This is a genomic window from Desulfotomaculum sp., assembly GCF_982386235.1.
Genome location: NZ_CEVWQM010000019.1, coordinates 56826 through 82296, shown reverse-complemented (window position 1 = coordinate 82296; position 25471 = coordinate 56826). Strand labels below are relative to the sequence as shown.

The window sequence follows — 25471 nt, the reverse complement described above, 5'->3', positions numbered from 1 at the left end:
GGACGTTACCGGTATCGTAGAACTACCCGAAGGCGTAGAAATGGTAATGCCTGGTGACAACATTAAAGTAGATGTCGACCTGATTACCCCCATCGCCATTGAAGAAGGTCTGCGCTTCGCGATCCGTGAAGGTGGCCGTACGGTAGGTGCCGGTGTAGTAACGGGTATCCGCGAATAATAATAGTTAGAGATTCGGAGTTCGAGGTTAAAGAAAGACCCGGGGGAAATGCCCGGATCGAACCTCGAAACACGAACACGGATCTTCGAGAATGACTAGCGATGAAATGGAAGGTTGCTCGCGGCATGAGGTAATTTCCATGGAGTAGTCCGCGAATCGGACGAAGGGAGAGTAAGTAATGAAAAGCCAAAAAATTAGAATTAGGCTAAAGGCCTTTGATCATCAAATGCTAGATCAGTCTGCAACTAAAATTGTTGATACAGCCAAGCGGACTGGTGCTCAGGTAGCAGGTCCAGTACCTCTGCCCACTGAAAAAAGCATTTACACCATTTTGCGTTCCCCCCACGTCAATAAAGACTCCCGGGAACAATTTGAAATGCGTGTGCATAAACGTTTAATTGATATCCTTGAGCCCACTCCGAAAACTGTAGATGCGCTCATGCGCTTGGATTTACCTGCCGGCGTGGATATTGAAATTAAACTGTAATTGACCCCGCAGTGTATGTTAGGAGCGATGCTATAGGAGGCTTCTAACCTCTGACTATAACAGGAGGTGTTACCATGCCAAAAGGTATTCTTGGCAAAAAGATCGGCATGACCCAGATCTTTAACGATGCAGGTGTTGCTATTCCTGTTACCGTTGTTGAAGCAGGTCCTTGTCTGGTAGTACAAAAAAGAACCCCAGAAAACGATGGTTACAGCGCGATTCAATTGGGTTTTGGTGAAAAACGCGAGAATCTATTGAACAAACCAACCAAAGGCCACTTGGCCAAAGCTGGTGTGCGCCCTGTCCGTTTTTTGCGGGAATTTAAAGTAGATGACCTCGAAGCCTTCCAAGTAGGTCAAGAAATTAAGGCGGACATCTTTGCCGAAGGCGAAAAGGTGGACGTTGTAGGAACATCCAAGGGTAAAGGTTTTGCCGGTGGTATCAAACGTCACAACTTCCATCGCGGACCCATGACCCATGGTTCTAAGTATCACCGTCGTCCCGGTTCCTCCGCAGCAAAAGGCCCTGCTCGTACCTTTAAGGGTAGAAAGCTTCCCGGTCACCACGGGTTTGATCGTGTAACGGTTCAAAACCTTGAGTTAGTAAAAGTTGACCCAGAACGCAATTTGCTTGCTATTAAAGGTGCAGTACCCGGACCAAGGGGTGGCCTATTACTGGTTAAGAATAGCGTCAAAGCAAAGTAGCTGCGACGCAGTGAAAGGAGGACTGTGAACTAATGCCTAAAGTAGCTTTATATAACATCAACGGCGAACAAGTTGGCGAAGTGGAACTTAAAGATGAAGTTTTTGGTATTGAGCCCCACGAGCATGTTATGCATGAAGTAGTAAATATGCAGTTGGCCAACCAACGCCAAGGTACCCACGACACGAAGACTAGATCGGAAGTACGCGGTGGCGGACGCAAACCCTGGCGTCAAAAAGGCACTGGTCGTGCCAGAGCTGGTAGCAGCAGATCTCCGATCTGGCGCAAGGGCGGTATTGTGTTTGGACCCCATCCCAGGGATTACTCCATTTCTCTGCCCAAGAAAGTGCGTCGTTTAGCTCTTAAATCCGCTCTTTCCAGCAAGGTATTGGGTCAGAACATCGTAGTATTAGACAGCCTGAGCATAGATGCTCCCAAAACCAAAGAAATGGTGCGTATTTTGAGTAATCTGAAAGCCGATAAGGCCTTGGTAGTAACTGTTGAACGTGACTTAAATGTTGAAAAATCCGCTAGAAATATTGAAGGTGTTAAATCCTTAAAGGCAGATGGAGTAAACGTTTACGATTTACTGAAATATACCAAGCTGGTTATCACCAAAGATGCCGTTGCTAAAATTGAGGAGGTGCTGGCGTAATGAAAAACCCACGCGATATCCTCATCAAGCCGGTGGTAACTGAAAAAAGTACTGGTTTATTAGCAGAGAACAAATATACCTTTATTGTAGATCTCAATGCTAACAAAACCGAAGTTAAAAAGGCTGTTGAGGAAATTTTCAAGGTCAAGGTTGACAAGGTGACCACCATGCGCGTTAAGGGTAAACAAAAGCGCGTTCGTCAATTCACCGGCAGAACCTCTGACCGTAAAAAAGCCATTGTTACCTTAAAAGAAGGCAACAAGATTGAGATCTTTGAAGGACTGTAAGGAGGGAAGCCCAGGTGGCAGTAAAAAATTATAAACCTACCTCACCTGGCCGCCGGTTTGTAACTGTTCCCGACTTTAGCGAGATAACCAAGGTAGAACCTGAGAAATCTCTGCTAGTTCCCGTAAAAAGGACCGGGGGACGCAACGCCCAGGGCCGACTGACTGTTAGGCACCGGGGTGGTGGCCACAAGCGGATGTTCCGCGTAATCGATTTTAAACGTAATAAAGATGGTATCCCAGCTCGGGTTGCCTCTATTGAATACGATCCTAACCGTTCTGCACGTATTGCTCTGTTGAACTATGCAGATGGTGAAAAACGTTATATTCTTGCTCCGGTAGGACTAGAAGTTGGCCTAACCGTTGTGTCTGGTCCAGATGCAGACATCAAAGTAGGCAACTGCTTACCGTTACGCAATATTCCTGTTGGTACCATGGTACACAACATTGAATTAAACCCCGGCGCTGGCGCACAAATGGTACGCTCAGCTGGTGGTTCAGCGCAATTAATGGCTAAGGAAGGAAAACACGCAACACTGCGTCTGCCTTCCGGAGAAATGCGCTTAGTATTACAAGAATGCCGTGCTACCATTGGTCAAGTGGGTAACATTGAACACGAGAACATCAAGATTGGTAAAGCTGGTCGTTCCCGTAACTTAGGCATCAGACCCACTGTTCGTGGTAAAGTTATGAACCCTGTGGATCACCCACACGGTGGTGGTGAGGGTCGTAACCCAATCGGCCGCAACCCAGCTACTCCCTGGGGCAAACTGGCCATGGGTGTTAAAACCCGGGGCAGAAAGAAAAGCGATCGCTTGATCGTAAAACGCCGTAATAAGAAATAAATAGGGGCAGCAACACACCCGGCCCCGTGAGCATGGAACATGACCATGACCCGGAAGGAGGTTCATAATGGCTCGTTCTCTAAAAAAAGGACCGTTTATTGACGATCACCTTCTGAAGAAAATTGAAGCGATGAATGAGAAGGGCGAAAAAAAGGTATTCAAAACCTGGTCCCGCCGCTCAACTATCTTCCCACAGATGATCGGCCACACCATTGCTGTTTATGATGGTCGTAAACATATCCCAGTATATGTTACTGAAGATATGGTTGGACATAAATTGGGTGAATTTGCACCTACCCGTACCTACAGAGGCCACGCTGATAAATCAGAACGGTCCACAGGACTTAAGTAAGGGGGATAAACCATGGAAGCGAAAGCTATCGCAAAATTTATCCGTGTCTCCCCGCGTAAAGCCCGCATGGTAGTTGATTTAATTCGTGGCAAAAAAGTAGAAGAGGCCTTAGCCATTCTACGTTATACCCCGAATAAGGCTGCTGCGGCAGTGAGCAAAGTGGTAAAATCCGCCGCTGCAAACGCGGAACACAATAACGATATGGATAAAGATGAATTAGTAGTATCCCAAATTTTCGTTGACCAAGGTCCCAGCCTAAAGCGCATGATGCCAAGGGCCATGGGCCGTGCAGATATTATAAAAAGAAGGACCAGCCACATTACTGTAGTGGTTTCGGATAAAAAGGAGGGATAATTGCGTGGGCCAGAAGGTTAACCCAAAGGGTTTGCGTGTTGGCATAATCAAAGACTGGGATGGTAAATGGTTTGCTGATAAACGCAATTACTCCAATTTGTTAATTGAGGACGTAAAAATTCGTGAATATATTAAGCGCAAGCTTTACCAAGCCGGCATCTCTAGAATTCAAATTGAACGTGCGGCTAATCGTGTAAAGGTTTCCATTAACACTGCCAAACCTGGTATTGTCATTGGTCGTGGTGGTGCGGAAGTAGAAGCTTTACGCAAACAGCTGGAGAAGATGACTGGCAAGCAAGTTCACGTAAATATCGTAGAAGTTAAAACACCGGAAGCAGATGCACAATTGGTGGCAGAAAACATTGCCTCTCAGTTGGAAAAACGTATTGCCTTCCGTCGTGCGATGAAACAAACCGTACAGCGCTCCCTGAGAATGGGTGCCAAGGGTATCAAAATTGCCTGCAGCGGCAGATTGGGTGGTGCTGAAATCGCCCGCTCCGAATGGTATAGTGAAGGTAAAGTACCCTTGCATACTCTGCGTGCGGATATTGATTATGGCTTCGCTGAGGCCAATACTACCTACGGTAAAATTGGCGTAAAAGTTTGGATCTATAAAGGAGAAGTTTTACCGGAAGCGAAAAAACCCGCAGCCGGTCAAGGAGGCGAGTAACCGATGCTTATTCCGAAAAGGGTTAAATTCCGTAAGCAGCACCGTCCCCGCGGTAACGGCGGCATTTCCAAGGGCGGTAGAGAGGTAAGCTTCGGTGAATACGGAATCCAGGCCGTTGAGGCTGGTTGGATTACTAACCGTCAAATCGAAGCTGCTCGTATTGCTATGACCCGTTATATCAAACGTGGTGGTAAAGTTTGGATTCGTATATTCCCGGATAAGCCGATTACCCAGAAACCTGCTGAAACACGTATGGGCTCTGGTAAAGGTGCTCCGGAACATTGGGTAGCTGTTGTTAAACCAGGTCGCGTAATGTTTGAAGTAGCAGGTGTTTCTGAAGAAGTGGCACGTGAAGCTTTGCGCCTGGCAATACACAAATTGCCTATTAAATGCAAGTTTGTAGCACGTGGGGAAGTAGGTGAAGCCAATGAAAGTTAAGGAACTCAGAGATCTTTCTGATGTCGAACTGGCTAAGAAGATAGATGACTCCAAAGATGAACTCTTCAAATTAAGATTTCAATTGGCAACCGGACAATTGGATAACCCCATGAAAATCAAAGATGTTAAACGTAATATTGCTCGCTTAAAGACCGTCGAAACCGAAAGAAAATTAGGTATTCGATAGGGTCGTGCAATATGTCATCGACCAGGAAGGAGGTACGATGGTGGAACAAGTGCGTAACATGCGCAAGATTCGTCAAGGTAAAGTAGTCAGCGACAAGATGGAAAAAACGATCGTTGTGGCTGTTGAAGATCGTGTTCGCCACCCTTTATATAACCGCACCATTCGTAAGACTACAAAATTTAAAGCTCATGATGAAGATAACAGCTGTCGCATTGGCGATACTGTACGTATCATGGAAACCCGTCCGCTTTCCAAGGATAAGCGCTGGCGTCTGATAGAAATCCTGGAAAGGGCCGAACAACTTTAATTTTGGCTAATACCGGGCACGAAGGGAGGTTTTATTCGTGATTCAAGTTGAAACGAGATTAAAGGCAGCAGACAACACAGGAGCCCGAAAGTTACAATGTATTCGTGTTTTAGGTGGTGCCCTGCGTCGTTATGCCAGTGTTGGCGATATCATTGTTGCTTCCGTAAAAGAAGCTACACCCGGCGGCGTTGTTAAAAAGGGTGATGTTGTTAAGTGTGTTATCGTACGCACTGCTAAAGAAGTACGCCGTCCAGACGGTTCTTATATAAAGTTTGATGAAAACGCCGCTGTTGTCATCAAAGATGACAAAACCCCCAGGGGAACACGTATCTTTGGACCCGTAGCCCGGGAGTTGCGTGAAAAAGACTTTATGAAGATTGTTTCACTTGCACCTGAAGTTATCTAGTCGGATTAAGCAAGAGGTAAGAGTGGTAGGAGAGAAATTCGATCCAACCTTAAATGTCCTCTCGCCTCTTAATCGGGAGGTGTATGAACTACATGCCGAAAGTTCACGTTCGTAAGGGCGATACTGTAATGGTAATCACAGGCAAAGATGCTGGCAAAAAAGGTAAAGTTGTTACTGTTGAACCAGCTAAAAGTCGTGTGACTGTTGAAGGTGTAAACGTTGTTAAGCGTCATCAGAAGGCCACTCCCCAAATGCCCCAGGGGGGTATAGTGGAAAAAGAGGCCCCCATCCATAGCTCTAATGTTATGCTGTTCTGCAACAAGTGCAACAAAGCTACCCGTATTCAAAAGAAAGTTTTGGATAGTGGTAACAAAGAGCGTATTTGCAAACATTGCGGAGAATTACTCAGCTAATAAGGGCTAGGAAAGGAGGAAAAAACGTGGCAAGGCTAAAGGATAAGTACCTGAGCGAAGTTCAACCGGCTTTAATACAAAAGTTTGGTTATAAGAATATCATGCAGGCTCCTAAGCTTGAAAAAGTTGTTGTTAACGTTGGTTTGGGCGAAGCCGTTCAAAACAGCAAAGCTGTTGATGCTGCAGTTGGTGATTTAATGACCATTACCGGCCAACGCCCCATTACAACTAAAGCTAAAAAGTCAATCGCTGCATTTAAACTGCGTGCAGGTATGACCATTGGTACAAAAGTAACCCTGCGCGGTGAGCGTATGTATGAATTTGTTGATAGACTGTTCAACGTTGCTCTACCTCGGGTTAGAGATTTCCGTGGAGTATCAGATAAATCCTTTGACGGACGTGGTAACTACACCATGGGCCTGAAGGAACAGCTGATTTTCCCAGAAATAGAGTATGACAAAATAGACAAGGTACGTGGTATGGATATTACATTCGTAACCACTGCAAAAACTGACGAAGAAGCCAGAGAGCTACTAAAACTTATGGGCATCCCCTTTGTTAAGTAAGCTAACTTCCGGTAAAGGAGGGTAATTCGGTGGCCAAAAAATCCATGATTAATAAGGCGAATGCACCACAAAAGTTTACGGTGCGAGGACATAATCGTTGCAAACTGTGTGGGCGGCCCCATGGTTATATGAGAAAGTTTGGTATTTGCCGTATTTGCTTCCGGGAGCTTGCCTATCGCGGGGAGATTCCGGGAGTAAAGAAAGCCAGCTGGTAATCAGGAAGGAGGTTGCATCACATGGTCATGACTGATCCCATTGCGGATTTTTTAACAAGGGTTCGCAATGCTAACACTGTTTACCATGATAAGGTAGAAGCCCCGGCCTCCAATGTAAAAAAGGCTATTGCTGAGATCCTGAAGCAAGAGGGCTACATTAAAGATTTTGAAACGATTGAAGATGGTAAACAAGGAATTATTAGACTGTATCTTAAGTACGGTATGAATAAACAACGCGTTATCACTGGACTAAAAAGAATTTCTAAGCCCGGTCTGCGTGTATACGCCAAGAAAGACCAAATACCTAAAGTATTAGGTGGCTTAGGTATCGCCATTGTATCCACATCAAAGGGAATTATGACGGATAAGCAAGCACGTCAATCCGGTCTCGGTGGCGAAGTCATTTGCTACGTCTGGTAAGCGTCGTAACAGGAGGTGTGACAGATGTCCAGGATTGGTAAAAAGCCTATTCCAGTACCCCAGGGTGTTGATGTAAAAATCGACGGCAAAGTATTAGCTGTTAAAGGACCCAAAGGTCAATTGGAACAGGAATTCCACCAGGATATGATCATTAAACTGGAGGAAGGCAATCTGGTGGTAGAGCGTCCCAGTGATGCTAAGAACCACAGAGCTTTACATGGTCTAACCCGCACCCTGTTAAGTAACATGGTGGTAGGGGTGACCAATGGCTTCCAGCGTAACCTTGAGCTGGTTGGTGTTGGTTACCGTGCTGCCAAGCAGGGTAATAAGCTGGTGCTGACCATCGGTAAATCTCACCCGGTTGAAATAGAACCCCCGGCTGGTATAGAGATCGAAGTTCCCGCAGTAACTAAGATTGCTGTCAAGGGATGCGATAAGCAAGCCGTAGGTCAATTGGCGGCCAATATCCGTGCAGTTCGTGAGCCTGAGCCATACAAAGGCAAGGGTATTAAATACGAAGGCGAGATCATTCGCCGCAAGGCCGGTAAAGCCGGCGGTAAAGGCAAGAAATAGGGAAGGAGTTGAACTCGGTTGCTTACCAAACCTGACCGTAAAGCGATACGTGCAAAACGTCGTCGCAGAGTCCGGAATAAAATTTTGGGTACAGCGGCAAGACCACGTCTTAACGTTTTCCGCAGCCTGAATAATATCTATGCCCAACTCATCAATGATGAAACTGGCGTGACCGTGGTTGCTGCTTCAACCCTATCGCCGGAACTAAAGGGAAAAATGAAAAATGGCAGTAACATTGAAGCTGCCAAAGCTGTTGGCGATTTAGTCGGCAAGCTAGCCCTGGAAAAGGGTGTTAAGGAAGTAGTATTTGACCGTGCAGGATACCTCTACCACGGTCGTGTAAAAGCTCTGGCAGATGCTGCCAGAGAAGCAGGATTAGACTTTTAGTCTAATCTTAAAGGAGGGAAGCAACGACACATGGCTGCAAGAATTGATGCCAGCAAGCTGGAACTAACCGAAAAGGTTGTTTATATTAACCGTGTTGCTAAGGTTGTTAAGGGTGGTCGGCGCTTTAGCTTCTCCGCTCTGGTGGTAGTTGGCGACGGTAATGGCCACGTGGGTGCCGGTTTAGGTAAAGCCGCTGAAGTTCCTGAAGCTATTCGCAAGGGAATTGAAGATGCTAAGAAAAACATGGTAGAAGTTGCCTTAAACGGAACTACCATAACCCACGAGGTACAAGGTCGCTTCGGAGCTGGAAAAGTTTTAATGAAGCCAGCCGCTAAAGGTACTGGTGTTATTGCGGGTGGTCCTGTACGTGCCATCCTGGAATTAGCTGGTGTAAGAGATATCTTAACAAAATCCTTAGGCTCCAATAATGCCAACAACATGGTAAACGCTACCATGGAGGGACTTAAGATGCTTAAGACCCCAGAAGAAGTGGCTCGACTACGCGGCAAAAGCGTAGAAGAATTATTAGGTTAGGGGGACGGACAATGGCCAAGCTGAAAATTACGCTTGTACGCAGTCTTATCGGCAGGCCTGAGGCACAGCGGAAAATTGTCCGCGCCCTTGGCTTGGGTAAGACCAATAGTATGGTTGAACAAAACGATACCCCTGGTATTCGGGGTATGATCAATAAAGTTTCTCATCTGATTAAGGTTGAGGAAGCCTAAAGGAGGTGTACCGGTGAATCTTTCCGAACTAAGACCAGCTCCCGGTGCAAGAACAAAACCAACCCGTAAGGGTCAAGGTATCGGCTCCGGTTTAGGTAAAACTGCCGGCAAAGGTCACAAAGGTCAAAATGCAAGATCAGGCGGCGGTGTTCGTCCTGGTTTCGAAGGCGGTCAAATGCCGTTACAGCGTCGGTTGCCGAAGAGGGGTTTTACAAACATTTTCAAGAAGCAGATTACTGCTATCAACTTGGATCAATTAAATGTTTTTGAAGCCGGCACGGAAGTAACTCCAGAATTATTGCTTGAAGCAGGTGTAATAAAGAAGATTGGCGACGGTGTGAAGATTTTGGGAGATGGCACACTTGACAAAGCATTAACCGTAAAAGTTCACGCCTTTAGTAAAACAGCAGCCGAAAAGATTGCTGCTGCAGGCGGAAAAGCCGAGGTGATCTAAGGGTGTTAAACAGCCTGACAACTGCGTTCAAACTTGACGAACTGCGGAGCAAGCTGCTTTTTACCCTGGCAATGCTCTTCTTGTTCCGGGTTGGTGCCCACATACCGGTACCAGGAGTTAACCCGGAAGCATTTGCCAACCTGCTGACAAAGGGTCAATTGCTTGGTTTCTTTGATGTTATTTCCGGGGGTGCATTCAAAAACGCGAGTATCTTCGCCATGAGTATTACCCCTTACATTAACGCCTCGATTATTATGCAGCTCCTGACGGTGGTAATTCCTCATTTAGAGAAATTAGCCAAGGAAGGGGAAGAGGGGCGTAAAAAAATTACCCAATATACCCGGTATTTTACAGCAGTGCTAGCTTTTGTTCAGGCCATCGGCATGACCATGGCTCTAAAGGGTGCGCTGGCTAGCCCCAGTACCTTAAACTACCTGACTGTGGCCCTTACATTTACAGCGGGAACCGTTCTGTTAATGTGGATGGGCGAACAAATCACAGATAAAGGAATAGGCAATGGTATATCACTACTGATATTTGCTGGTATCGTTTCAAGAATTCCCTCAGCGATGGTTAGCATTGGACAGTATCTACAGGCAGGAACAATTAATATCTTTAGCATACTGGCTCTGGTGATTATTGGTATTCTGGTGATAGTTGCCGTTGTATATGTACAGGAAGGTCAACGTCGCATCCCTGTACAGTATGCTAAGCGTGTGGTGGGACGTCGTGTATACGGCGGGCAAACCTCCCACTTGCCTTTAAAGGTAAACCAAGCTGGAGTTATTCCTATTATCTTTGCTTCTTCACTGTTAATGTTTCCGGGTCAAATTGCCTCTTGGTTCCAAGGTAGCGGCGTTGCCGATTGGTACTTAAAGTGGTTTGCCTGGGGTGGCGTACTCAACAGTCTTTTATATGCTTTGCTAATTATTGGTTTTACTTACTTCTACACAGCAGTAATTATGAATCCAGTTGATATGGCAGAGAACATTAAGAAGTACGGTGGCTTCATTCCTGGTTTACGTCCTGGACGGTCCACGGCAGAATATATTGGCAAAGTAATGAGTAGAATCACTTTGGCTGGTGCAGTCTTCTTAGCACTGATTGCTATCCTGCCAAACGTAATACTAGTGTTAACCCGTATTCCCAACGTATACTTTGGCGGCACCGCGCTATTGATTGTTGTGGGTGTTGCTTTAGATACGATGAAGCAGATTGAATCTCACCTGCTGATGCGGAGTTACCAAGGCTTCTTGAAATAGCGGGTGAAATAAATGATTACTATTAAAAACGAGCGAGAACTAAACTATATGCGGGATGCCGGAAGAGTTGTGGCCGAAACCTTTGAAGTTCTCAAAGATATGGTTAAGCCGGGCGTTACAACCAAGGAGCTTGACCAAGAGGCTGAGGATTTTATTGTTCGTAAAGGTGCTAAACCGGCATTTAAAGGGTATGGCGGTTTTCCCGGAACTCTATGTACTTCTGTGAATGAAGAAGTTGTACATGGAATCCCCGGTTTAAGAAAATTGGAGAATGGGGATATTATTAGCATTGACTGTGGTGCGGTAATAAATGGTTTTGTTGGTGACAGTGCCCTTACATTACCAGTGGGTACCATCAGTCAAGAGGCTCAGCAACTTCTAAGGGTAACCGAAGAATCATTATATGCCGGCATTGCTCAAGCGGTGGAAGGCAATCGCCTTTCCGACGTTTCGAATGCCGTCCAAAAATGTGTCGAGAAACAGGGCATGTCAGTTGTTCGGGATTATGTGGGGCATGGTATAGGAGCCAAAATGCATGAGGATCCTCAGATACCCAATTTTGGACCTCCTGGCCGAGGACCCAGGCTAAAAAAAGGAATGACATTAGCAATTGAACCAATGGTAAACTTGGGCACCTTTGAGGTACGTACCCTTGAGGATGATTGGACGGTCGTAACCCTAGACGGAAGGTTGTCAGCTCACTTTGAACATACAATCGCCATAACCGATGATACACCGGAAATTCTAACAAAACTGTAGATGCCCTGCACATAAAAGTGTTGGAGGTGCAAGGTTTGGTAGAAGAAGTGAGGCCCGGGCAATTGGTAAGTTCGACCCAGGGGCGTGATGTTGAAAGGTACTACCTGGTTGTTAGCACTTCTGGCAATAGTTTTGTAAATGTTACCGATGGGGAATATCGTGGTATAGAGAAACCCAAGAGAAAGAACCTGAAGCATCTTAAAATTTATCAGATGTATTCAGAGGTGATCGCTACAAAGCTAGCTGCTCAAGTGAAGTTAACAAATGCAGAGATCATGTCTGAATTGGCTATATTGATCAGAAAGCTCCAGGAGTAGCCTTTACTCAAAGGTTAAGGAGGTTGGTTAAAAGAGCAATGTCAAAAAATGATGTTATAGAAGTAGAAGGTAAAGTATTAGAGCCGCTCCCAAACGCGATGTTTCGGGTGGAATTACAGAACGGACATAAGGTACTGGCACATGTATCGGGAAAAATTCGGATGAATTTTATCCGTATACTACCTGGCGACAGGGTTACGGTGGAACTGTCTCCCTATGACTTAACCCGGGGTCGCATCGTTTACCGCTTTAAGTAAACAAGATCCCCCAAAGGAGGGTTACATTATGAAAGTCAGACCATCGGTTAAACCGATTTGTGAAAAATGCAAGATTATCCGCCGTGAAGGTAAGGTTATGGTTATCTGCGAAAATCCCAAGCACAAGCAAAAGCAAGGGTAACACGGGAGGTGTATTCGTAATATGGCACGTATTGCCGGGGTGGACCTGCCGAAAGATAAGAGAGCAGAAATCGCTCTTACCTATATCTACGGCATTGGTAAGCCAACTGCTCAAAAAATTCTAGCCCAAACTGGCGTAAACCCAGAAACTAGAATTAAAAATTTAACAGAAGAAGAAGTCAACAAGCTTAGAGATTATATTGATAAAAATGTTCAGGTTGAAGGTGACCTCCGCAGAGAAGTTGCTCTCAACATCAAGCGTCTGATTGAAATTGGCTGTTATCGTGGCCTCAGACACCGTCGCGGACTTCCTGTTCGCGGCCAGCGTACAAAAACCAACGCTCGTACCCGTAAGGGTCCCAAGAGGACGGTTGGTGCACGCAGGAAGAAGTAAGGCGAGAGGGGGTAAAGAACAAACATGGCTCGTCGCCAAGTAAGAACTAAACGCAAAGACAAGAAAAATATTGAGTCAGGTGTGGCACATATTAAGTCCACCTTTAACAATACCATCGTTACCATTACTGACCTTAAGGGCAATACCCTTGGCTGGTCCAGTGCTGGTCAAGTTGGCTTTAAGGGTTCCCGTAAAAGCACTCCCTTTGCTGCCCAAATGGCCGCAGAAGCTGCCGCCAAAGACGCGATGGAACACGGTTTGAAAGAAGTAGAAGTTACAGTTAAGGGACCTGGTTCCGGACGTGAGGCTGCAATTCGTTCACTGCAGGCTGCTGGTCTGGAAGTTAACATGATTAAGGATGTTACTCCGATTCCGCATAATGGTTGCCGGCCGCCTAAGCGCCGGAGAGTGTAATTAGGGAGGTGCATGAGTTTCCATGGCAAGATACACTGGTCCACACTGCCGTCTTTGTCGGCGTGAAGGCCTCAAACTGTATTTGAAGGGAGACCGCTGCTACACCGGTAAATGTGCTATTGACCGTCGTAGTTATGCTCCCGGACAACATGGTCAAGGTCGCAAGAAAGTTTCTGAATATGGTATTCAGTTGCGTGCAAAGCAGAAAGCACGTCGTATATACGGTGTACTAGAAAAGCCTTTCCGCAACTATTTTGAACATGCAGAGCGTCAACCCGGTGTTACCGGTGAGAACCTGCTGCGTCTTTTAGAGCGTCGCTTGGATAATGTAGTTTACCGTCTAGGCCTAGGCGCTTCTAGGGTAGAGGCAAGACAACTGGTTCTGCATGGCCACTTTACCGTAAACGGTAAAAAGGTAAACATTCCTTCTTTCCAAGTTCGTGTTGGTGATGAAATTGCTGTTCGTGAGAAGAGTAAAGCCTCCCCACGTATTAAAGAACTAATGGAGAGATCTGCTGATCGTACTCCTCCGGCTTGGATGGAGTATGACAGTCAAGAAGCCAAAGGTAGAGTTATTGCATTACCCAGCCGGGATCAAATCGACGCTCCGGTTGAAGAGCACTTAATTGTCGAGCTGTATTCCAGGTAATTGGTCGGTATGTTAGTTCCGGTCCGGCCAAAGGAGGGTTACCGAATTGTTGGAGATTGAAAAGCCGAAGATTGAGATTGTTGAACAGAGTGAGGATAACACATACGGTAAATTTGTAGTAGAACCGCTGGAGCGTGGTTACGGGATTACCCTGGGCAACTCGCTGCGCAGGATTCTACTATCCTCCCTGCCTGGGGCTGCTGTTACATCCGTTAAAATTGAGGGTGTATTGCATGAATTTGCCACAGTTCCCGGGGTTCAAGAGGATGTTACCGATATCATTCTAAACCTGAAAAATCTTTGCCTTAAAATTCACAGCGACGAGGAAAAAGTTCTTCGGGTGGAAGCTCAGACCGAAGGTCCCGTCACTGCCGGTGATATTATTTGTGATGCCGATGTAGAAATCCTAAATCCGGAGTTGCATCTGGCAACCCTTGACACCGGTGGAAGGTTGTTTATGGAGATATCCGTAAACAAAGGCCGGGGCTATTCTTCAGCAGAGAAGAATAAAAAGGGCGAGCATATTATAGGGGTTATACCCATTGATTCTATCTATACACCGGTACGCCGGGTGAATTACAATGTGGAAAACACTCGGGTAGGTCAGATAACGGACTATGACAAGCTCACTCTTGAGGTCTGGACCAACGGCAGTATCCGACCGGACGAGGCCACAAGCCTTTCTGCCAAAATTTTAAATGAGCATCTTAGGCTGTTTGTTGGTTTAACCGAGACAGTTAATGATGTGGAAATTATGGTAGAAAAGGAAGAGGAGCAAAAGGACAAGATCCTTGAGATGACGATTGAGGAACTTGACATGTCTGTACGCTCCTACAACTGCCTGAAACGGGCTGGCATCAACACTGTAGAAGAACTGATTCAGCGTAACGAAGAGGATATGATGAAAGTTCGTAACCTTGGCAAGAAGTCGCTGGAAGAAGTAATTAATAAATTACACGAACTAGGCCTGTCGCTTAGAACCGAAGACGAGTAAGGGAGGGACGAATTGTGGGCTATCGTAGATTTGGTTTAACCACTGGCCATCGCAAAGCGATGCTGAGAAACCTCGTTACCTCTTTATTCCGGGATGAACGGATTGAAACCACCGGACCCAGAGCTAAAGATGTACGTAGCATTGCTGATAAGTTGGTAACTGTTGCCAAAAAAGGCGACCTGGCTGCTCGCCGCCAGTGCTTAGAATACATCTATGAAGAAGATGTAGTGAAAAAACTTTTTGATACCATCGCTCCCAAATATGCTGATCGCCAAGGCGGATACACACGCATCATTAAAGTGGGTTATCGCCGGGGTGACGCAGCTGAAATGGTGCTGTTGGAACTAGTATAATTCCATGGCGTAAAGAATTGGCGGAAACCCCGGGCTAGTGTGGTTTCCGTTTCGCCTTGCCTAAATGTAAGGCAAAAAGCCCCGGGGATAAACCTATTTTGGTCTCCTGGGGCTTTTTTGGCATATGAGTCCATCCGAGGGCTACCGTTATTTTTTCTGTGAGGTAATATGAGAAACCCAATTATATCTGTTAAGAACGTTTTTTATCGCTATCCAGAGGGAAGTAAAAGATACACCCTAGATAATATTAATCTAGAATTCTTTCCCGGGGAAACCATTGCGGTGCTAGGTCCCAATGGTTCTGGCAAGTCAACCTTGGCCCGCCTATTAAACGGTTTGTTATTACCCATTGAGGGCAAGGTTATTGTAGATGGGTTAGCCACCTGTGATGAAACGAATATTTGGGGAATCAGAAGCAAAGTAGGCATGGTCTTTCAAAACCCGGATAACCAGTTAGTGGCTGCATTGGTGGAAGAAGAACTGGCCTTTGGCATGGAAAATATGGGTGTTGAACCAGAGGAAATGAAAAAACGAATTAATGATATAAGTCAGGCAATGGGCCTAACGTCCTTGCTGGAATTTCCCCCTCACAAACTCTCAGGCGGACAAAAACAAAGGGTAGCCATCGCTGCGGTATTGGTCTTGGAACCAGAGGTGTTGGTTCTAGACGAACCCACTTCCATGTTGGACCCTGGAGGCAGGAAAAAAGTTCTCCAGGAACTTAACAGATTAAAAAAAATGGGCAAAACCCTTGTGTTAGTGACCCATGATATGTCAGAGGCAGTAACGGCTGATCGGGTTGTTGTAATGGAACAAGGGAAAGTAGCCTTCCAAGGGACTCCCCAGGAGTGTTTTGCTGATATTGACTGGCTGGCCAAGCTTGGTTTGGAACTTCCTCCGGCGGCGGAACTAGCCCGCAGACTTAAGCAAAAGGACCTGATTGTGCCCAAGGCCTCACTATCTGTAGCAGATTGGATTGAGCATCTATGTCCCCAATAATTGAGATTAAAGGACTGAATGTAGTCTATGCCCCCAAAAGCCCGATGGAGCGACAGGCTCTAGGTGACTTGAATTTCTCAGTGGCTGAGGGGGAGTTCAGGGCCATCATAGGTTCCCAGGGCTCAGGAAAGTCCACCCTACTGCAAGTAATGGCAGGGTTAATAGCAGGCAAGGGTACAGTAAAAATAGCCGGATTAGATTTGTCTATTAAAAAAAACCGTACTCAATTATGGCGTCAGGTAGGGGTGGTTTTTCAATACCCTGAAAAACAATTATTTGAGGATACCGTTTGGCACGATGTAGCCTACGGGCCCCAAAATCTTGGTTTAGGGCAAACCGAGGTTAACCGGAGGGTTAAAAGGGCACTGGACAGGGTAAGGCTGGAAAAAGAATACTTTCAAGTATCACCTTTTAAGCTTAGTGGGGGTCAACAACGAAGAGTGGCCATAGCGGGAATCCTAGCCATGGAGCCTAAAATATTATTGCTGGATGAACCAACAGCCGGTCTCGATCCCCGTGGACGTCAACAATTAATGAATATGTTTAGCACCCTGTGCAGTAAGGAAAAGGTAACCATTGTGCTGGTAACCCACGATATGGAAGAGGTGGCTTGCCGTGCAGACCGTGTAACCGTTCTGCAACAGGGCAAAGTAGCCATGGAGGGTACACCCCAGGAAGTTTTTAGCCACAGGGAAAAACTAGAAGCCCTGGGCCTCGGCGTTCCCTTTGCATCCGAGCTAGCTGCTTCTCTTAAGGGGAAAGGAGTTTCTGTTAAGGAAATGACCACCCTCCATGAGGCTGAACGGGAAGTGGGGAGACTATTAAAGGCCAGGGGCCATTTTAGTAGTTAGCCATTAGTCGTCAAAACAGGAAGGAAGAACACTTTGTCCCTTTTTTCAAATATTACAGTGGGTCAGTATTATCCCGGTAACTCCATAATCCATCGTATGGACCCCAGGGCCAAGCTGTTGGCTTTACCCATTATTGTGGCATCCGTTTTATTCGCTAAACAGCCGTTGGATTATCCTGTGGCTGCCTTACCCGTGTTATTGGCCCTGGCTTTCGCCAAGGTACCACTTACGGCCTTCCTGCGAGGCATGAAATTCCTCTGGATTTTCCTACTAATTGGACTGATTGTACAGTCTATCTCCTACCCCGGAGAAACACTCTGGCAGTGGAGCTTATTTAAAGTTAGCCGTGAGGGGCTTTTCCTAGGTCTTAGGCTTGTTTATCGGTTAGGCCTGCTGATTATATCGACCATGCTGATTACCATGACTACCACGCCGGTGAATCTTACTGGGGCACTGGAAAAGCTTCTCAACCCTTTTAAATCCATGGGGTTGCCAGTTCACGAATTAGCCATGATGCTAACCATAGCCTTGAGATTTATTCCCACTCTATTGGAAGAAGCCGAGGTTATTATGAAAGCACAACAAGCCAGGGGGGGAGATATTGCTTCCGGCAAGCTTGGCCAAAGGGTCAAGGCCTCGGTGGCCTTGCTGGTTCCCTTGCTGGCAGGTTCTCTCAGAAGGGCAGATGATTTGGCCGTGGCCATGGATGCACGCTGCTATAGGGGTGACCAGGGTCGTACAAGGCTAAGGCAGTATCGATACAAAAGGATGGATCGAGTGATCCTGCTGCTAGTGCTGGCTACTTTGGTTACCGTAATCCTTGGAGGTCAGACGCCCGTAAAAATTGCCGGAGATTGGATCGTTGGAGGGGCCGGATGAAAAATATTAAGCTAACCTTGGCCTATGATGGGACAAATTATCACGGCTTTCAAGAGCAAAGGGGAACTGGCTTGTTAACCATACAGGAAGCATTGGAAAGAGCCCTTCGTACTCTTGCTAAAAGCCCCATTCAGGTAATCGGGGCTGGCCGTACCGACGCAGGGGTTCATGCCCTGGGGCAGGTTGTTAATTTTCGCAGTGATAGGTGGCCAATACCCGTGGCAAAGATACACGTAGCAATGAATGCCCTATTACCACCAGATATTAAAATTATTAAAGCAGAGGAAGTACCACTGGACTTTCATGCTAGGTTTTCCGCCTTGGCCAAGACCTATCGTTACTCCATTTACAACCATAGGGTTCTTTCACCCTTTCATCGACTTTATTGCTACCATGAACCAAGGAAGCTGGATCTCAAATCCATGCAGGAAGGTGCCCGGTATCTACTGGGAAGCCATGATTTTAAAAGTTTTCAAGCCCAAGGCACACCGGTTAAGGATACCATCCGAACCATTTTTCGGGCAGAAATTGTTGAGGAATTACCGATTATGCATCTTTACCTAAGGGGAAATGGTTTCCTATACAATATGGTTCGCATTATCACAGGCACCTTACTGGGAATTGGTATTGGTAAAATAAAGTCAGAAGACATACCAAAGATTATTCAGGCCAGGAACCGTACCCTGGCAGGCTCCACAGTCCCACCCCAGGGATTGTGTTTAATGGAAGTGGAGTACTAGGCGAATGCGGGTGCAGAAAATCTTCCAACGATAAAGTAAGACGCTTCTACTTGACAGGGGTATAGCGATGGATTAAAATACTCTTATGTGTGGCCAGTTGCGATTCCCGCCCCGTTATCGTAAGCTGGCACAGGCTTTAAGGCTTTATAGGGAGGGTAACGTATAAATGAAGACTACGTTTATGGCCAAGCCAGCTGAGGTACAGCGGAAATGGTATGTCATAGATGCCGAAGGAAAGGTACTTGGTCGTGTTGCAGTAGAAGCTGCACGTATCCTGCGTGGCAAGCACACTCCTATGTTTACACCTCATGTAGACACCGGAGATTTTGTGGTTGTTATTAATGCTGATAAGGTAATCCTTACCGGTAATAAATTGGATCAGAAAATGTACAACCGGCACAGTGGCTATCCTGGCGGTTTAAAGCAAACTTCTTACCGCGTTATGATGGATAAGCGGCCTGAACTGATGGTAGAGAAAGCCATTAAAGGTATGCTGCCTCACAACCGTTTAGGAGCTCAACAGGCTAAAAAACTAAAGGTTTATGTAGGTAGTGAACATCCCCATCAGGCTCAACAGCCGGAAGTATGGAACTGCTAATTTTTAAGATCTTTACCGGAAGGAGGAAATATTGTGGCTCAAGTACAGTTTTACGGAACTGGTCGTCGTAAAAACGCCGTAGCCAGAGTTTATTTGGTTCCTGGCGAAGGTAAAATTGTCGTAAATAACAAAGAAGTATTAGACTATTTTGGTCGTAAAACTTTAGATATGGTTGTTCGTCAACCCCTGGAGTTAACCAGCACAACAGGTCGTTTTGACGTTCTGGCTAAGGTAATTGGTGGTGGCGTAAGCGGTCAAGCAGGTGCTGTTAGACATGGTCTTGCTCGTGCCTTAATACAAGCCGACCCCAATCTGCGTCCTGTATTAAAGCGCGCTGGCTTCTTAACCCGTGACCCTCGTATGAAGGAGCGTCGTAAATACGGTCTTAAGAAAGCACGTCGTGCTCCTCAATTCTCCAAACGTTAATAGCTACAAAAACCAAAGCCCCGCAAATCCAGTGTTTGCGGGGCTTTTTGCTGTCTTAAGAGCCTTTTAAAATGGCTAAAAATCAACTCGTTAGTGACAAGCTGTCCCCGATGTCCTCTATGGCATCCGCATGGAGAATCGGGTGTCTCCCAAAAAGCATCAAGCCCTTCCGATGCGAGGGGCTTGATCGAATCGCATTACTTTAATTGATACTTTTCTGCATACAAATTTTGATCATAAGGGACTCTCCGCCCGGGGCACTTCTCTCTAGGGCAAAGCTGACAATTCTCGTAACCGCCTTTCTTAGAAAATCGGAAACCGGATACTGTTTTTAGAGGGCTCATGAGAAAGCTTTCTTTCAATTCCACCCCGATTAAGCCTTTAACATCACCTAACAGTTGGAATAAAGGTGCTTGTTCTTTGAGCGGCCAATCTTCAAGAGAACCGGGATTCATGTTGACGGCATGGTCTAAATGATATTCTTCCTCAACTTTGGCAAAAAAGTGCACCCGGGCGGAATGCATAATTGCTTCCATAATGCCATTGGCACAACCGGTTTCAAGCATATGATTAAAGGTTTTTGCCCATTCTTCAAGTTCTTCCCCGCAAGTGATAACATAAGGGACAACTTTAAAGGTTTCTTCCAGGTTGACCCGCAATATTCTACTGGTGAACTTAATTCCGTCCACTACGACAAAATCGTCTCCCTTGGACTCTATATAGGCTAATCGATAGGCGGCCTTGGGTTTGCCGATTTTCAACGCTTGCTCAATCATGTTTTCTACATCCTGGGCATAAAGTTCGTCCGGCTTGATATGTAAATGTGTAAATAGCAAATCACGATCAATAGTAAAAGGAATAGTCGTCATTACATTTGTATTCATTTAGTCCCCTCCTCAATTTAAAATTGATTACTTTAATTATGACATAGCAGGAATGTTCTCACAATAATAACCACAAGGGAACACAGTGGGACAGAAAACCTGTCCCCCTGTCCCACCTGTCCCATTTTTAACTGGCACTAACGCTGTTACACTCGATGGAAAGCTATTTAATATTGATGGAAATGGGAGTCGCGTTGCTCCCATGTTGTATGGACCAAAACAGGTAATCGTTGTAGTCGGTATCAATAAATTGACAGATACCGTGGAAGATGCCATTAAACGAACAAGACAGATTGCAGCACCTTTAGATGCGAAAAGGCTTAATAAGGATACCCCATGCACAAAGCTGGGCAAATGTATTGATTGCCAGCATGAGCAAAGAATTTGTAATGACTTTGTTCTTATTACGGGACAGTTTGTCAAGGATAGAATAAAGGTAATCATTGTAAATCAATCATACGGGTTTTAAAACGGCAAAGATAGCCTAATATTGGTTATAAGCATAACATGAAGATGACAAATTCTAATTTGTCGGGCAGATAATTTTTAAGGAGGTGACCGGGGAATAAGCATGAAGAACAGAACCTATATAGCAATCGATTTGAAAGCCTTCTACGCTTCGGTCGAGTGTATGGAACGAGGGCTTGACCCGCTGACCACCAACCTTGTTGTCGCTGACGCAAGCCGCACCGAAAAAACCATCTGTCTCGCCGTCTCTCCCTCCCTCAAAGCATACGGCATTCCCGGTAGAGCGAGGCTATTTGAGGTCGTGCAGAAGGTCAAGGAAGTGAATGCGGCACGGCTAAGCAAAGCACCGGGACGAGCCTTTGCCGGCGCTTCCTTCAGCGATACTGAATTAAAATCATCAACGAGTCTCTCCCTGGACTATATTGTTGCTCCGCCACGAATGGCGCATTATATGGAGTACAGCACGCGGATTTACAATATCTATTTGAAGTACATCGCGCCTGAAGATATTCACGTCTACTCAATCGACGAGGTATTCATTGACGCCACCGACTATTTGAAAACCTACAATCTTTCAGCCCGTAAGCTTGCCGCAGAAATGATTCTGGATGTTCTTAAAACGACCGGCGTTACGGCAACTGCGGGAATCGGCACAAACCTGTACCTTTGCAAGATCGCTATGGATATTCAGGCAAAGCATATCCCGGCAGACCAAAATGGCGTGAAGATTGCTGAATTGGACGAAATGAGTTACCGGCGCTTGCTGTGGTCACACCGGCCTCTAACTGACTTTTGGCGCGTTGGCAGAGGTTATGCCAAGAAGCTGGAGGAACATGGGCTCCTCACCATGGGTGATATTGCAAGATGCTCTCTCGGTAAACCTACCGATTACTATAACGAAGATTTACTGTATAAGCTGTTCGGCGTCAACGCGGAGCTGCTGATCGACCATGCGTGGGGTTGGGAGCCGTGTACGATTGCCGATATTAAAGCGTATAAGCCAAGCACAAACAGTCTTGGATCGGGGCAGGTGCTGCAATGCGCCTATACCTTTGACAAAGCGAAGCTGATTGTGCAGGAAATGACCGATCTGCTGGTACTTGATCTGGTGGATAAAAGGCTTGTGACCGATCAGCTTGTTTTGACGGTCGGATATGATATTGAGAATCTGACAAACCCGAAGATGAAGAAATCATATCACGGTGCGGTCACCACGGACCACTACGGACGCGCCGTTCCAAAATCTGCGCATGGTACGGCGAATCTTGGCAGACAGACCTCATCTACAAAGCTGATTATGGATGCCGTCACAGAGCTGTTCGAGCGCATCGTTGACGAAAATCTCGTGGTCAGGAGAATCAACATCACAGCAAATCATATTGTTGATGAGGCAACCGTTCAAAAGACGGACAACTTTGAACAACTGGATCTCTTTACGGATTACGTGGCTGAGCGGGCAAAGAAAGAGGCTGAAGAAGCCGAGCTCGCACAGGAAAAAAGGATGCAGAAAGCAATACTGGATATAAAAAAGAAACATGGCAAGAACGCCATTCTAAAGGGTATGAATCTGGAGAAAGGCGCTACCACAGTAGACCGGAATGAGCAGATTGGAGGGCATAAGGCATGACAAGGGCATATGACGACATCATCAATCTGCCGCACCATGTCTCTACGACACGCCCTCACATGACAGCTACTGACCGGGCGGCTCAGTTTTTCCCTTTCGCCGCACTGACCGGCTATGATGCCGCCGTCAAAGAAACCGCAAGACTGACGGATGATCGAATGGAATTGGACGAATACATGAAGGACGCTTTGAGCCACAGGCTGCAAATCATAGCAGACCGGATTAAAGAGCATCCCGAAATCGCAATCACCTACTTTCAGCCAGATGAAAAGAAGAATGGTGGTGCCTATGTTACCGCTATCAGTACGGTTAAAAAGATAGACGAATATGAACGGATTGTCATTATGGACGATGGCACAGCAATTCCCATCGATGAAATCATCAGCATAGATGGGCAGATATTTGAAACGATGGTGCTTGGCCAAATTTGATATTGCCGAATGCTCAAAGTCCATATTTCTACCTGGTATTGCTGTAAACGGTATTATTGCACCGGAAAAGATCACAAACTGGCTCAGACAATTGGATATATTGTATGGTCGTTTTTGTTAAATAACGAAAGGATAAATTTTCCTTGGCACATTCTATTTTCCCGTTTTGTTGCATAACTTTCCTTGTAGGAATAGAACCGGTTAAAAGGGAGAGGATATGCGGTGGCTGTAATTGGTGCCTTTAGAATAAAAAAGAGATATATATTGGGGCTGACTGTATTTGGCATTTTAGCTTTTCAAATAGTTCAAACGACCCTTGTTTGGTGGGGGGAAAAAAACATTGCAGCCATGTCCTATGTATTGGCGAATAAGATCATCGTCGTGGACCCTGGTCATGGGGGACGGGACCCGGGTAAGATTGGCGTGAGTGGGGTTGCGGAGAAGGAAATAAACTTAGAGGTTTCTAAGAAATTAGCCACCGTGCTGGGGCAAATGGGGGCAACCGTGATTATGACACGGGAAGAGGATATAGACTTGAGTGACAATTCAACCACTGGATGGAAAAGTAAAAAGCAGCAGGATCTAACCCGTAGAACCGAGCTAGCAAATGGCAAAAATGCTGATTTATTTATCAGTGTCCATTGTAATGCCTATACCAGTCCAAGGGAACACGGTGCTCAGGTTTTTTCACAGCCCGGTTCGGAGGATAGTAAAAGATTGGCAGAGTGCATTCAGTCTGAAATGACAGGGATATTAAAGAATACTACCCGCAAGGCAAAACAAGTCGATTATTTTGCCCTGCGCAAAACTAAAATGCCGGCAACCATTGTGGAGATTGGATTTATTACTAACCATAAAGAGGAAGAAATGCTTAGAGATTCCTTATATCAAAGCAAAGTAGCTTGGAGTATTGCGGCTGGTATTATAAAGTACTATTCAGATACGCCAAAGGATCAAGAGGAGCTTGATGAGGTCAGTAAGGAAATGATTAAAACCTTCCAACAACAACCGGGCCATTTCATTCCAGCACCCTAAAGAAGGGGGTCAGGCTTGCTGTATTGCAAGTTTGACCCCTTTCTTTTTTAGATGAATTAGTAACTGAAGAATAAAAAATTACATATGATGGAACAGTAAATAGGCCGACAACCACACCCTAAAGACCTAAATTTCCTTTCGGGTGTGGTTGTCAGTCCAGTTTTTAAAAAAGGGGGTAATGAAATGGTGTACTTTGATTCTGCTGCAACATCCTGGCCTAAGCCTCCGGAAGTATGGCAGGCAATGCAATACTTTATCCAGGAAATAGGAGCCAGTCCCGGACGTGCGGGGCATAGAAGGACGGTCAAAGCAAATGAAATCGTAGATGAGACGAGGAAGTTATTAGCAGAACTTTTTAACATAGACGACAAAAAAAGAATCATCTTTACCTTAAATGCCACAGATAGTTTGAACCTTGCCATTAAGGGTTTATTAAGACCGGGAGAACATGTGGTTACCAGTACCATGGAACATAATTCAGTTACAAGACCACTTTATACACTGGAAACCTATGGCGTTGAGGTTACAAAGGTACCTTGCGACATCCAGGGTAATATTAAAGTTGAAGAAATTGAGCGGGCCATTAGGCCCAATACCCGTGCTATCGTTATGACCCATGCTTCAAATGTAACTGGTACAGTTATGCCCGCAGCGGAGGTGGGTAAACTTGCGGCTAAGTATAATTTATATTATATTTTGGACGCTGCCCAAACGGCTGGCTTTTTAGACATAGATGTTAAGAAATTGAATATAAGCATCCTTACCTTTCCTGGGCATAAGTGTTTAATGGGTCCCCAGGGTACAGGGGGGCTTTATATTCGAGAGGGAGTACCACTTCTTACATTGAGAGAGGGTGGCACCGGCAGTGGCTCGGAAACACCCACCCAACCAGATATGATGCCAGAAAAATACGAAAGCGGTACCCTCAATGCAGTGGGCATTGCGGGCCTAGGTGCTGGGATTAAATTTATACGCAAAGTCGGTCTGGCTAAAATCCGTGAACATGAAATGAACCTAACCAAATATTTTCTGGATAGGTCCCTGGAGATTAAGGGATTTCAAATATATGGACATCACGATATGCATAATCGAGTTCCGGTCGTATCCTTTACCATAGACGGTTTCACGGCAGGTCAAGTTGGCAATATACTGGATAAGGAGTATGATATTGCCTGCCGTGCGGGTCTACACTGTGCCCCGGATGCTCACCATACCTTGGGGACTTTTAATGGAAAATTAGTTCGTTTTAGTTTTTCATATTTTAATAAGCCCAAGGAAGTGGACTATGCAATTAACGCCCTAAAAAAAATAACAACCCAAGTCCCCGCGCAGCCAGCAACTGTCCGATGACTCAAAAGGCCCTTCCCAAAGAGGA

The 25471-nt window shown here is 45.8% G+C and carries 43 protein-coding genes and 1 pseudogene; 43 read left to right on the top strand and 1 reads right to left on the bottom strand.

Translation table 11 applies throughout. The features are described from left to right. The 38 genes from AC1U9Z_RS12360 to rpsI all read left to right on the top strand — a co-directional run. On the top strand, positions 1–178 hold a 178-nt coding region (locus AC1U9Z_RS12360; protein ID WP_479957584.1), incomplete at its 5' end, for an EF-Tu C-terminal domain-related protein. Between the two features lie 178 nt (positions 179–356). Next, positions 357–665 carry a 30S ribosomal protein S10 gene (rpsJ, locus tag AC1U9Z_RS12355; RefSeq protein WP_003544757.1) on the top strand — a complete coding sequence of 103 codons (309 nt, stop codon included), beginning with the start codon at positions 357–359 and terminating at the stop codon, positions 663–665. A gap of 74 nt (positions 666–739) precedes the next feature. Continuing rightward, complete coding sequence (rplC, locus tag AC1U9Z_RS12350; protein ID WP_479957579.1) at positions 740–1369, top strand: 50S ribosomal protein L3; 630 nt, start codon at positions 740–742, stop codon at positions 1367–1369. A gap of 32 nt (positions 1370–1401) precedes the next feature. Then, complete coding sequence (gene rplD / locus AC1U9Z_RS12345) at positions 1402–2022, top strand: 50S ribosomal protein L4 (protein WP_479957577.1); 621 nt, start codon at positions 1402–1404, stop codon at positions 2020–2022. Then, positions 2022–2309: a 50S ribosomal protein L23 gene (gene rplW, locus AC1U9Z_RS12340; RefSeq protein ID WP_333532167.1), complete on the top strand. Its 288-nt coding sequence runs from the start codon at positions 2022–2024 to the stop codon at positions 2307–2309. Before rplD ends, rplW begins: the two co-directional genes overlap by 1 nt. A 14-nt stretch (positions 2310–2323) precedes the next feature. Beyond that, positions 2324–3151: a 50S ribosomal protein L2 gene (gene rplB / locus AC1U9Z_RS12335; RefSeq protein WP_333532166.1), complete on the top strand. Its 828-nt coding sequence runs from the start codon at positions 2324–2326 to the stop codon at positions 3149–3151. A gap of 67 nt (positions 3152–3218) precedes the next feature. Continuing rightward, entirely contained in the window at positions 3219–3503 is a 285-nt protein-coding gene (gene rpsS, locus AC1U9Z_RS12330; RefSeq protein ID WP_333532165.1) for a 30S ribosomal protein S19, read from the top strand. A gap of 12 nt (positions 3504–3515) precedes the next feature. Then, positions 3516–3857 (top strand): 50S ribosomal protein L22, encoded by a 342-nt coding sequence (gene rplV, locus AC1U9Z_RS12325; protein WP_333532164.1) that lies wholly within the window; start codon positions 3516–3518, stop codon positions 3855–3857. Between the two features lie 4 nt (positions 3858–3861). Continuing rightward, on the top strand, positions 3862–4527 hold the full coding sequence (rpsC, locus tag AC1U9Z_RS12320) for a 30S ribosomal protein S3 (protein ID WP_333532163.1): 666 nt from the start codon (positions 3862–3864) through the stop codon (positions 4525–4527). 3 nt (positions 4528–4530) lie between these two features. After that, positions 4531–4965 carry a 50S ribosomal protein L16 gene (rplP, locus tag AC1U9Z_RS12315; RefSeq protein ID WP_333532162.1) on the top strand — a complete coding sequence of 145 codons (435 nt, stop codon included), beginning with the start codon at positions 4531–4533 and terminating at the stop codon, positions 4963–4965. Continuing rightward, positions 4955–5152, top strand: coding sequence for a 50S ribosomal protein L29 (gene rpmC / locus AC1U9Z_RS12310; RefSeq protein WP_333532172.1), 198 nt, complete (start codon positions 4955–4957; stop codon positions 5150–5152). Before rplP ends, rpmC begins: the two co-directional genes overlap by 11 nt. A gap of 37 nt (positions 5153–5189) precedes the next feature. Then, on the top strand, positions 5190–5459 hold the full coding sequence (gene rpsQ / locus AC1U9Z_RS12305; RefSeq protein ID WP_333532161.1) for a 30S ribosomal protein S17: 270 nt from the start codon (positions 5190–5192) through the stop codon (positions 5457–5459). Positions 5460–5496: 37 nt separating this feature from the next. Beyond that, positions 5497–5865, top strand: coding sequence for a 50S ribosomal protein L14 (rplN, locus tag AC1U9Z_RS12300; RefSeq protein ID WP_333532160.1), 369 nt, complete (start codon positions 5497–5499; stop codon positions 5863–5865). A 92-nt stretch (positions 5866–5957) separates the two neighbouring features. Continuing rightward, entirely contained in the window at positions 5958–6278 is a 321-nt protein-coding gene (gene rplX, locus AC1U9Z_RS12295; protein WP_333532159.1) for a 50S ribosomal protein L24, read from the top strand. 26 nt (positions 6279–6304) lie between these two features. After that, positions 6305–6844 (top strand): 50S ribosomal protein L5, encoded by a 540-nt coding sequence (gene rplE, locus AC1U9Z_RS12290; protein ID WP_333532158.1) that lies wholly within the window; start codon positions 6305–6307, stop codon positions 6842–6844. A 29-nt stretch (positions 6845–6873) separates the two neighbouring features. Beyond that, positions 6874–7059: a type Z 30S ribosomal protein S14 gene (locus tag AC1U9Z_RS12285; protein WP_011876617.1), complete on the top strand. Its 186-nt coding sequence runs from the start codon at positions 6874–6876 to the stop codon at positions 7057–7059. 21 nt (positions 7060–7080) lie between these two features. Next, positions 7081–7479, top strand: a complete 399-nt coding sequence (gene rpsH, locus AC1U9Z_RS12280; RefSeq protein ID WP_333532157.1) for a 30S ribosomal protein S8 — start codon at positions 7081–7083, stop codon at positions 7477–7479. Between the two features lie 24 nt (positions 7480–7503). After that, positions 7504–8052: a 50S ribosomal protein L6 gene (gene rplF / locus AC1U9Z_RS12275; RefSeq protein WP_333532156.1), complete on the top strand. Its 549-nt coding sequence runs from the start codon at positions 7504–7506 to the stop codon at positions 8050–8052. Positions 8053–8070: 18 nt separating this feature from the next. Continuing rightward, a complete protein-coding gene (gene rplR, locus AC1U9Z_RS12270) occupies positions 8071–8439 on the top strand; it encodes a 50S ribosomal protein L18 (RefSeq protein ID WP_333532155.1) in 369 nt (122 codons plus the stop codon). Positions 8440–8469: 30 nt separating this feature from the next. Then, positions 8470–8973, top strand: coding sequence for a 30S ribosomal protein S5 (gene rpsE / locus AC1U9Z_RS12265; RefSeq protein WP_333532154.1), 504 nt, complete (start codon positions 8470–8472; stop codon positions 8971–8973). A gap of 11 nt (positions 8974–8984) precedes the next feature. Next, positions 8985–9164 carry a 50S ribosomal protein L30 gene (gene rpmD, locus AC1U9Z_RS12260; protein WP_333532153.1) on the top strand — a complete coding sequence of 60 codons (180 nt, stop codon included), beginning with the start codon at positions 8985–8987 and terminating at the stop codon, positions 9162–9164. 13 nt (positions 9165–9177) lie between these two features. Continuing rightward, entirely contained in the window at positions 9178–9618 is a 441-nt protein-coding gene (gene rplO, locus AC1U9Z_RS12255) for a 50S ribosomal protein L15 (RefSeq protein WP_333532152.1), read from the top strand. A gap of 2 nt (positions 9619–9620) precedes the next feature. Further along, on the top strand, positions 9621–10880 hold the full coding sequence (gene secY, locus AC1U9Z_RS12250) for a preprotein translocase subunit SecY (protein ID WP_333532151.1): 1260 nt from the start codon (positions 9621–9623) through the stop codon (positions 10878–10880). A 12-nt stretch (positions 10881–10892) separates the two neighbouring features. Continuing rightward, positions 10893–11639 (top strand): type I methionyl aminopeptidase, encoded by a 747-nt coding sequence (gene map / locus AC1U9Z_RS12245; RefSeq protein ID WP_333532150.1) that lies wholly within the window; start codon positions 10893–10895, stop codon positions 11637–11639. A 26-nt stretch (positions 11640–11665) separates the two neighbouring features. Next, entirely contained in the window at positions 11666–11956 is a 291-nt protein-coding gene (locus AC1U9Z_RS12240) for a KOW domain-containing RNA-binding protein (RefSeq protein ID WP_333532149.1), read from the top strand. Between the two features lie 38 nt (positions 11957–11994). Then, the gene (gene infA / locus AC1U9Z_RS12235; protein ID WP_003544696.1) at positions 11995–12213 is read left to right on the top strand and encodes a translation initiation factor IF-1; all 219 of its coding nucleotides are present in this window, start codon (positions 11995–11997) and stop codon (positions 12211–12213) included. Between the two features lie 28 nt (positions 12214–12241). Continuing rightward, on the top strand, positions 12242–12355 hold the full coding sequence (gene rpmJ, locus AC1U9Z_RS12230; RefSeq protein ID WP_003544690.1) for a 50S ribosomal protein L36: 114 nt from the start codon (positions 12242–12244) through the stop codon (positions 12353–12355). Positions 12356–12376: 21 nt separating this feature from the next. Beyond that, the gene (rpsM, locus tag AC1U9Z_RS12225; RefSeq protein WP_333532148.1) at positions 12377–12748 is read left to right on the top strand and encodes a 30S ribosomal protein S13; all 372 of its coding nucleotides are present in this window, start codon (positions 12377–12379) and stop codon (positions 12746–12748) included. Positions 12749–12772: 24 nt separating this feature from the next. Next, the gene (rpsK, locus tag AC1U9Z_RS12220) at positions 12773–13162 is read left to right on the top strand and encodes a 30S ribosomal protein S11 (protein WP_333532147.1); all 390 of its coding nucleotides are present in this window, start codon (positions 12773–12775) and stop codon (positions 13160–13162) included. Between the two features lie 22 nt (positions 13163–13184). Beyond that, complete coding sequence (rpsD, locus tag AC1U9Z_RS12215) at positions 13185–13811, top strand: 30S ribosomal protein S4 (RefSeq protein WP_333532146.1); 627 nt, start codon at positions 13185–13187, stop codon at positions 13809–13811. Positions 13812–13857: 46 nt separating this feature from the next. Next, the gene (locus tag AC1U9Z_RS12210) at positions 13858–14805 is read left to right on the top strand and encodes a DNA-directed RNA polymerase subunit alpha (RefSeq protein WP_333532145.1); all 948 of its coding nucleotides are present in this window, start codon (positions 13858–13860) and stop codon (positions 14803–14805) included. A 14-nt stretch (positions 14806–14819) separates the two neighbouring features. Then, complete coding sequence (gene rplQ, locus AC1U9Z_RS12205; RefSeq protein ID WP_333532144.1) at positions 14820–15158, top strand: 50S ribosomal protein L17; 339 nt, start codon at positions 14820–14822, stop codon at positions 15156–15158. A 168-nt stretch (positions 15159–15326) separates the two neighbouring features. Then, a complete protein-coding gene (locus tag AC1U9Z_RS12200) occupies positions 15327–16157 on the top strand; it encodes an energy-coupling factor transporter ATPase (protein ID WP_479957572.1) in 831 nt (276 codons plus the stop codon). Next, positions 16145–17008, top strand: coding sequence for an energy-coupling factor transporter ATPase (locus tag AC1U9Z_RS12195; RefSeq protein WP_479957570.1), 864 nt, complete (start codon positions 16145–16147; stop codon positions 17006–17008). Before AC1U9Z_RS12200 ends, AC1U9Z_RS12195 begins: the two co-directional genes overlap by 13 nt. 33 nt (positions 17009–17041) lie before the next feature. Then, the gene (locus AC1U9Z_RS12190; RefSeq protein WP_333532141.1) at positions 17042–17887 is read left to right on the top strand and encodes an energy-coupling factor transporter transmembrane component T family protein; all 846 of its coding nucleotides are present in this window, start codon (positions 17042–17044) and stop codon (positions 17885–17887) included. Next, positions 17884–18627: a tRNA pseudouridine(38-40) synthase TruA gene (truA, locus tag AC1U9Z_RS12185; RefSeq protein ID WP_479957568.1), complete on the top strand. Its 744-nt coding sequence runs from the start codon at positions 17884–17886 to the stop codon at positions 18625–18627. Before AC1U9Z_RS12190 ends, truA begins: the two co-directional genes overlap by 4 nt. 166 nt (positions 18628–18793) lie before the next feature. After that, positions 18794–19225, top strand: coding sequence for a 50S ribosomal protein L13 (gene rplM, locus AC1U9Z_RS12180; RefSeq protein WP_333532139.1), 432 nt, complete (start codon positions 18794–18796; stop codon positions 19223–19225). Between the two features lie 33 nt (positions 19226–19258). Next, the gene (gene rpsI / locus AC1U9Z_RS12175) at positions 19259–19651 is read left to right on the top strand and encodes a 30S ribosomal protein S9 (protein WP_333532138.1); all 393 of its coding nucleotides are present in this window, start codon (positions 19259–19261) and stop codon (positions 19649–19651) included. 197 nt (positions 19652–19848) lie between these two features. Here rpsI and AC1U9Z_RS12170 read toward each other — a convergent pair whose 3' ends face one another. Continuing rightward, positions 19849–20535: a vitamin B12 dependent-methionine synthase activation domain-containing protein gene (locus tag AC1U9Z_RS12170; RefSeq protein ID WP_479957566.1), complete on the bottom strand. Its 687-nt coding sequence runs from the start codon at positions 20533–20535 to the stop codon at positions 19849–19851. Between the two features lie 124 nt (positions 20536–20659). Between AC1U9Z_RS12170 and AC1U9Z_RS12165 the strand changes: the two are divergent. The 5 genes and pseudogenes from AC1U9Z_RS12165 to AC1U9Z_RS12145 form a co-directional block, all read left to right on the top strand. Beyond that, a pseudogene (locus tag AC1U9Z_RS12165) lies at positions 20660–21004 on the top strand (lactate utilization protein); the annotation flags it as partial. Between the two features lie 102 nt (positions 21005–21106). Further along, complete coding sequence (locus AC1U9Z_RS12160; RefSeq protein WP_479957564.1) at positions 21107–22630, top strand: Y-family DNA polymerase; 1524 nt, start codon at positions 21107–21109, stop codon at positions 22628–22630. Next, a complete protein-coding gene (locus AC1U9Z_RS12155) occupies positions 22627–23061 on the top strand; it encodes a YolD-like family protein (RefSeq protein WP_479957562.1) in 435 nt (144 codons plus the stop codon). Before AC1U9Z_RS12160 ends, AC1U9Z_RS12155 begins: the two co-directional genes overlap by 4 nt. Before the next feature lie 222 nt (positions 23062–23283). Continuing rightward, positions 23284–24096 (top strand): N-acetylmuramoyl-L-alanine amidase CwlD, encoded by an 813-nt coding sequence (gene cwlD / locus AC1U9Z_RS12150; protein WP_479957560.1) that lies wholly within the window; start codon positions 23284–23286, stop codon positions 24094–24096. 183 nt (positions 24097–24279) lie between these two features. Beyond that, entirely contained in the window at positions 24280–25446 is a 1167-nt protein-coding gene (locus AC1U9Z_RS12145) for an aminotransferase class V-fold PLP-dependent enzyme (RefSeq protein ID WP_479957559.1), read from the top strand. Positions 25447–25471: the final 25 nt, after the last annotated feature.

Coding starts and splice junctions, on each gene's coding strand:
- map (WP_333532150.1), top strand. CDS start 10,893: ATGATTACTATTAAAAACGAGCGAGAACTAAACTATATGCGGGATGCC.
- rpsE (WP_333532154.1), top strand. CDS start 8,470: ATGGCTGCAAGAATTGATGCCAGCAAGCTGGAACTAACCGAAAAGGTT.
- rplC (WP_479957579.1), top strand. CDS start 740: ATGCCAAAAGGTATTCTTGGCAAAAAGATCGGCATGACCCAGATCTTT.
- rpsD (WP_333532146.1), top strand. CDS start 13,185: ATGGCAAGATACACTGGTCCACACTGCCGTCTTTGTCGGCGTGAAGGC.
- rplD (WP_479957577.1), top strand. CDS start 1,402: ATGCCTAAAGTAGCTTTATATAACATCAACGGCGAACAAGTTGGCGAA.
- rplX (WP_333532159.1), top strand. CDS start 5,958: ATGCCGAAAGTTCACGTTCGTAAGGGCGATACTGTAATGGTAATCACA.
- AC1U9Z_RS12195 (WP_479957570.1), top strand. CDS start 16,145: ATGTCCCCAATAATTGAGATTAAAGGACTGAATGTAGTCTATGCCCCC.
- AC1U9Z_RS12160 (WP_479957564.1), top strand. CDS start 21,107: ATGAAGAACAGAACCTATATAGCAATCGATTTGAAAGCCTTCTACGCT.
- AC1U9Z_RS12170 (WP_479957566.1), bottom strand. CDS start 20,535: ATGAATACAAATGTAATGACGACTATTCCTTTTACTATTGATCGTGAT.
- rplW (WP_333532167.1), top strand. CDS start 2,022: ATGAAAAACCCACGCGATATCCTCATCAAGCCGGTGGTAACTGAAAAA.
- AC1U9Z_RS12200 (WP_479957572.1), top strand. CDS start 15,327: ATGAGAAACCCAATTATATCTGTTAAGAACGTTTTTTATCGCTATCCA.
- rpsQ (WP_333532161.1), top strand. CDS start 5,190: ATGGTGGAACAAGTGCGTAACATGCGCAAGATTCGTCAAGGTAAAGTA.
- rplF (WP_333532156.1), top strand. CDS start 7,504: ATGTCCAGGATTGGTAAAAAGCCTATTCCAGTACCCCAGGGTGTTGAT.
- truA (WP_479957568.1), top strand. CDS start 17,884: ATGAAAAATATTAAGCTAACCTTGGCCTATGATGGGACAAATTATCAC.
- rpmC (WP_333532172.1), top strand. CDS start 4,955: ATGAAAGTTAAGGAACTCAGAGATCTTTCTGATGTCGAACTGGCTAAG.
- rpsS (WP_333532165.1), top strand. CDS start 3,219: ATGGCTCGTTCTCTAAAAAAAGGACCGTTTATTGACGATCACCTTCTG.
- rpsH (WP_333532157.1), top strand. CDS start 7,081: ATGGTCATGACTGATCCCATTGCGGATTTTTTAACAAGGGTTCGCAAT.
- rplM (WP_333532139.1), top strand. CDS start 18,794: ATGAAGACTACGTTTATGGCCAAGCCAGCTGAGGTACAGCGGAAATGG.
- infA (WP_003544696.1), top strand. CDS start 11,995: ATGTCAAAAAATGATGTTATAGAAGTAGAAGGTAAAGTATTAGAGCCG.
- rplV (WP_333532164.1), top strand. CDS start 3,516: ATGGAAGCGAAAGCTATCGCAAAATTTATCCGTGTCTCCCCGCGTAAA.
- rpsK (WP_333532147.1), top strand. CDS start 12,773: ATGGCTCGTCGCCAAGTAAGAACTAAACGCAAAGACAAGAAAAATATT.
- rpsM (WP_333532148.1), top strand. CDS start 12,377: ATGGCACGTATTGCCGGGGTGGACCTGCCGAAAGATAAGAGAGCAGAA.
- AC1U9Z_RS12145 (WP_479957559.1), top strand. CDS start 24,280: ATGGTGTACTTTGATTCTGCTGCAACATCCTGGCCTAAGCCTCCGGAA.
- rpsJ (WP_003544757.1), top strand. CDS start 357: ATGAAAAGCCAAAAAATTAGAATTAGGCTAAAGGCCTTTGATCATCAA.
- AC1U9Z_RS12155 (WP_479957562.1), top strand. CDS start 22,627: ATGACAAGGGCATATGACGACATCATCAATCTGCCGCACCATGTCTCT.
- rpmJ (WP_003544690.1), top strand. CDS start 12,242: ATGAAAGTCAGACCATCGGTTAAACCGATTTGTGAAAAATGCAAGATT.
- rpmD (WP_333532153.1), top strand. CDS start 8,985: ATGGCCAAGCTGAAAATTACGCTTGTACGCAGTCTTATCGGCAGGCCT.
- rplP (WP_333532162.1), top strand. CDS start 4,531: ATGCTTATTCCGAAAAGGGTTAAATTCCGTAAGCAGCACCGTCCCCGC.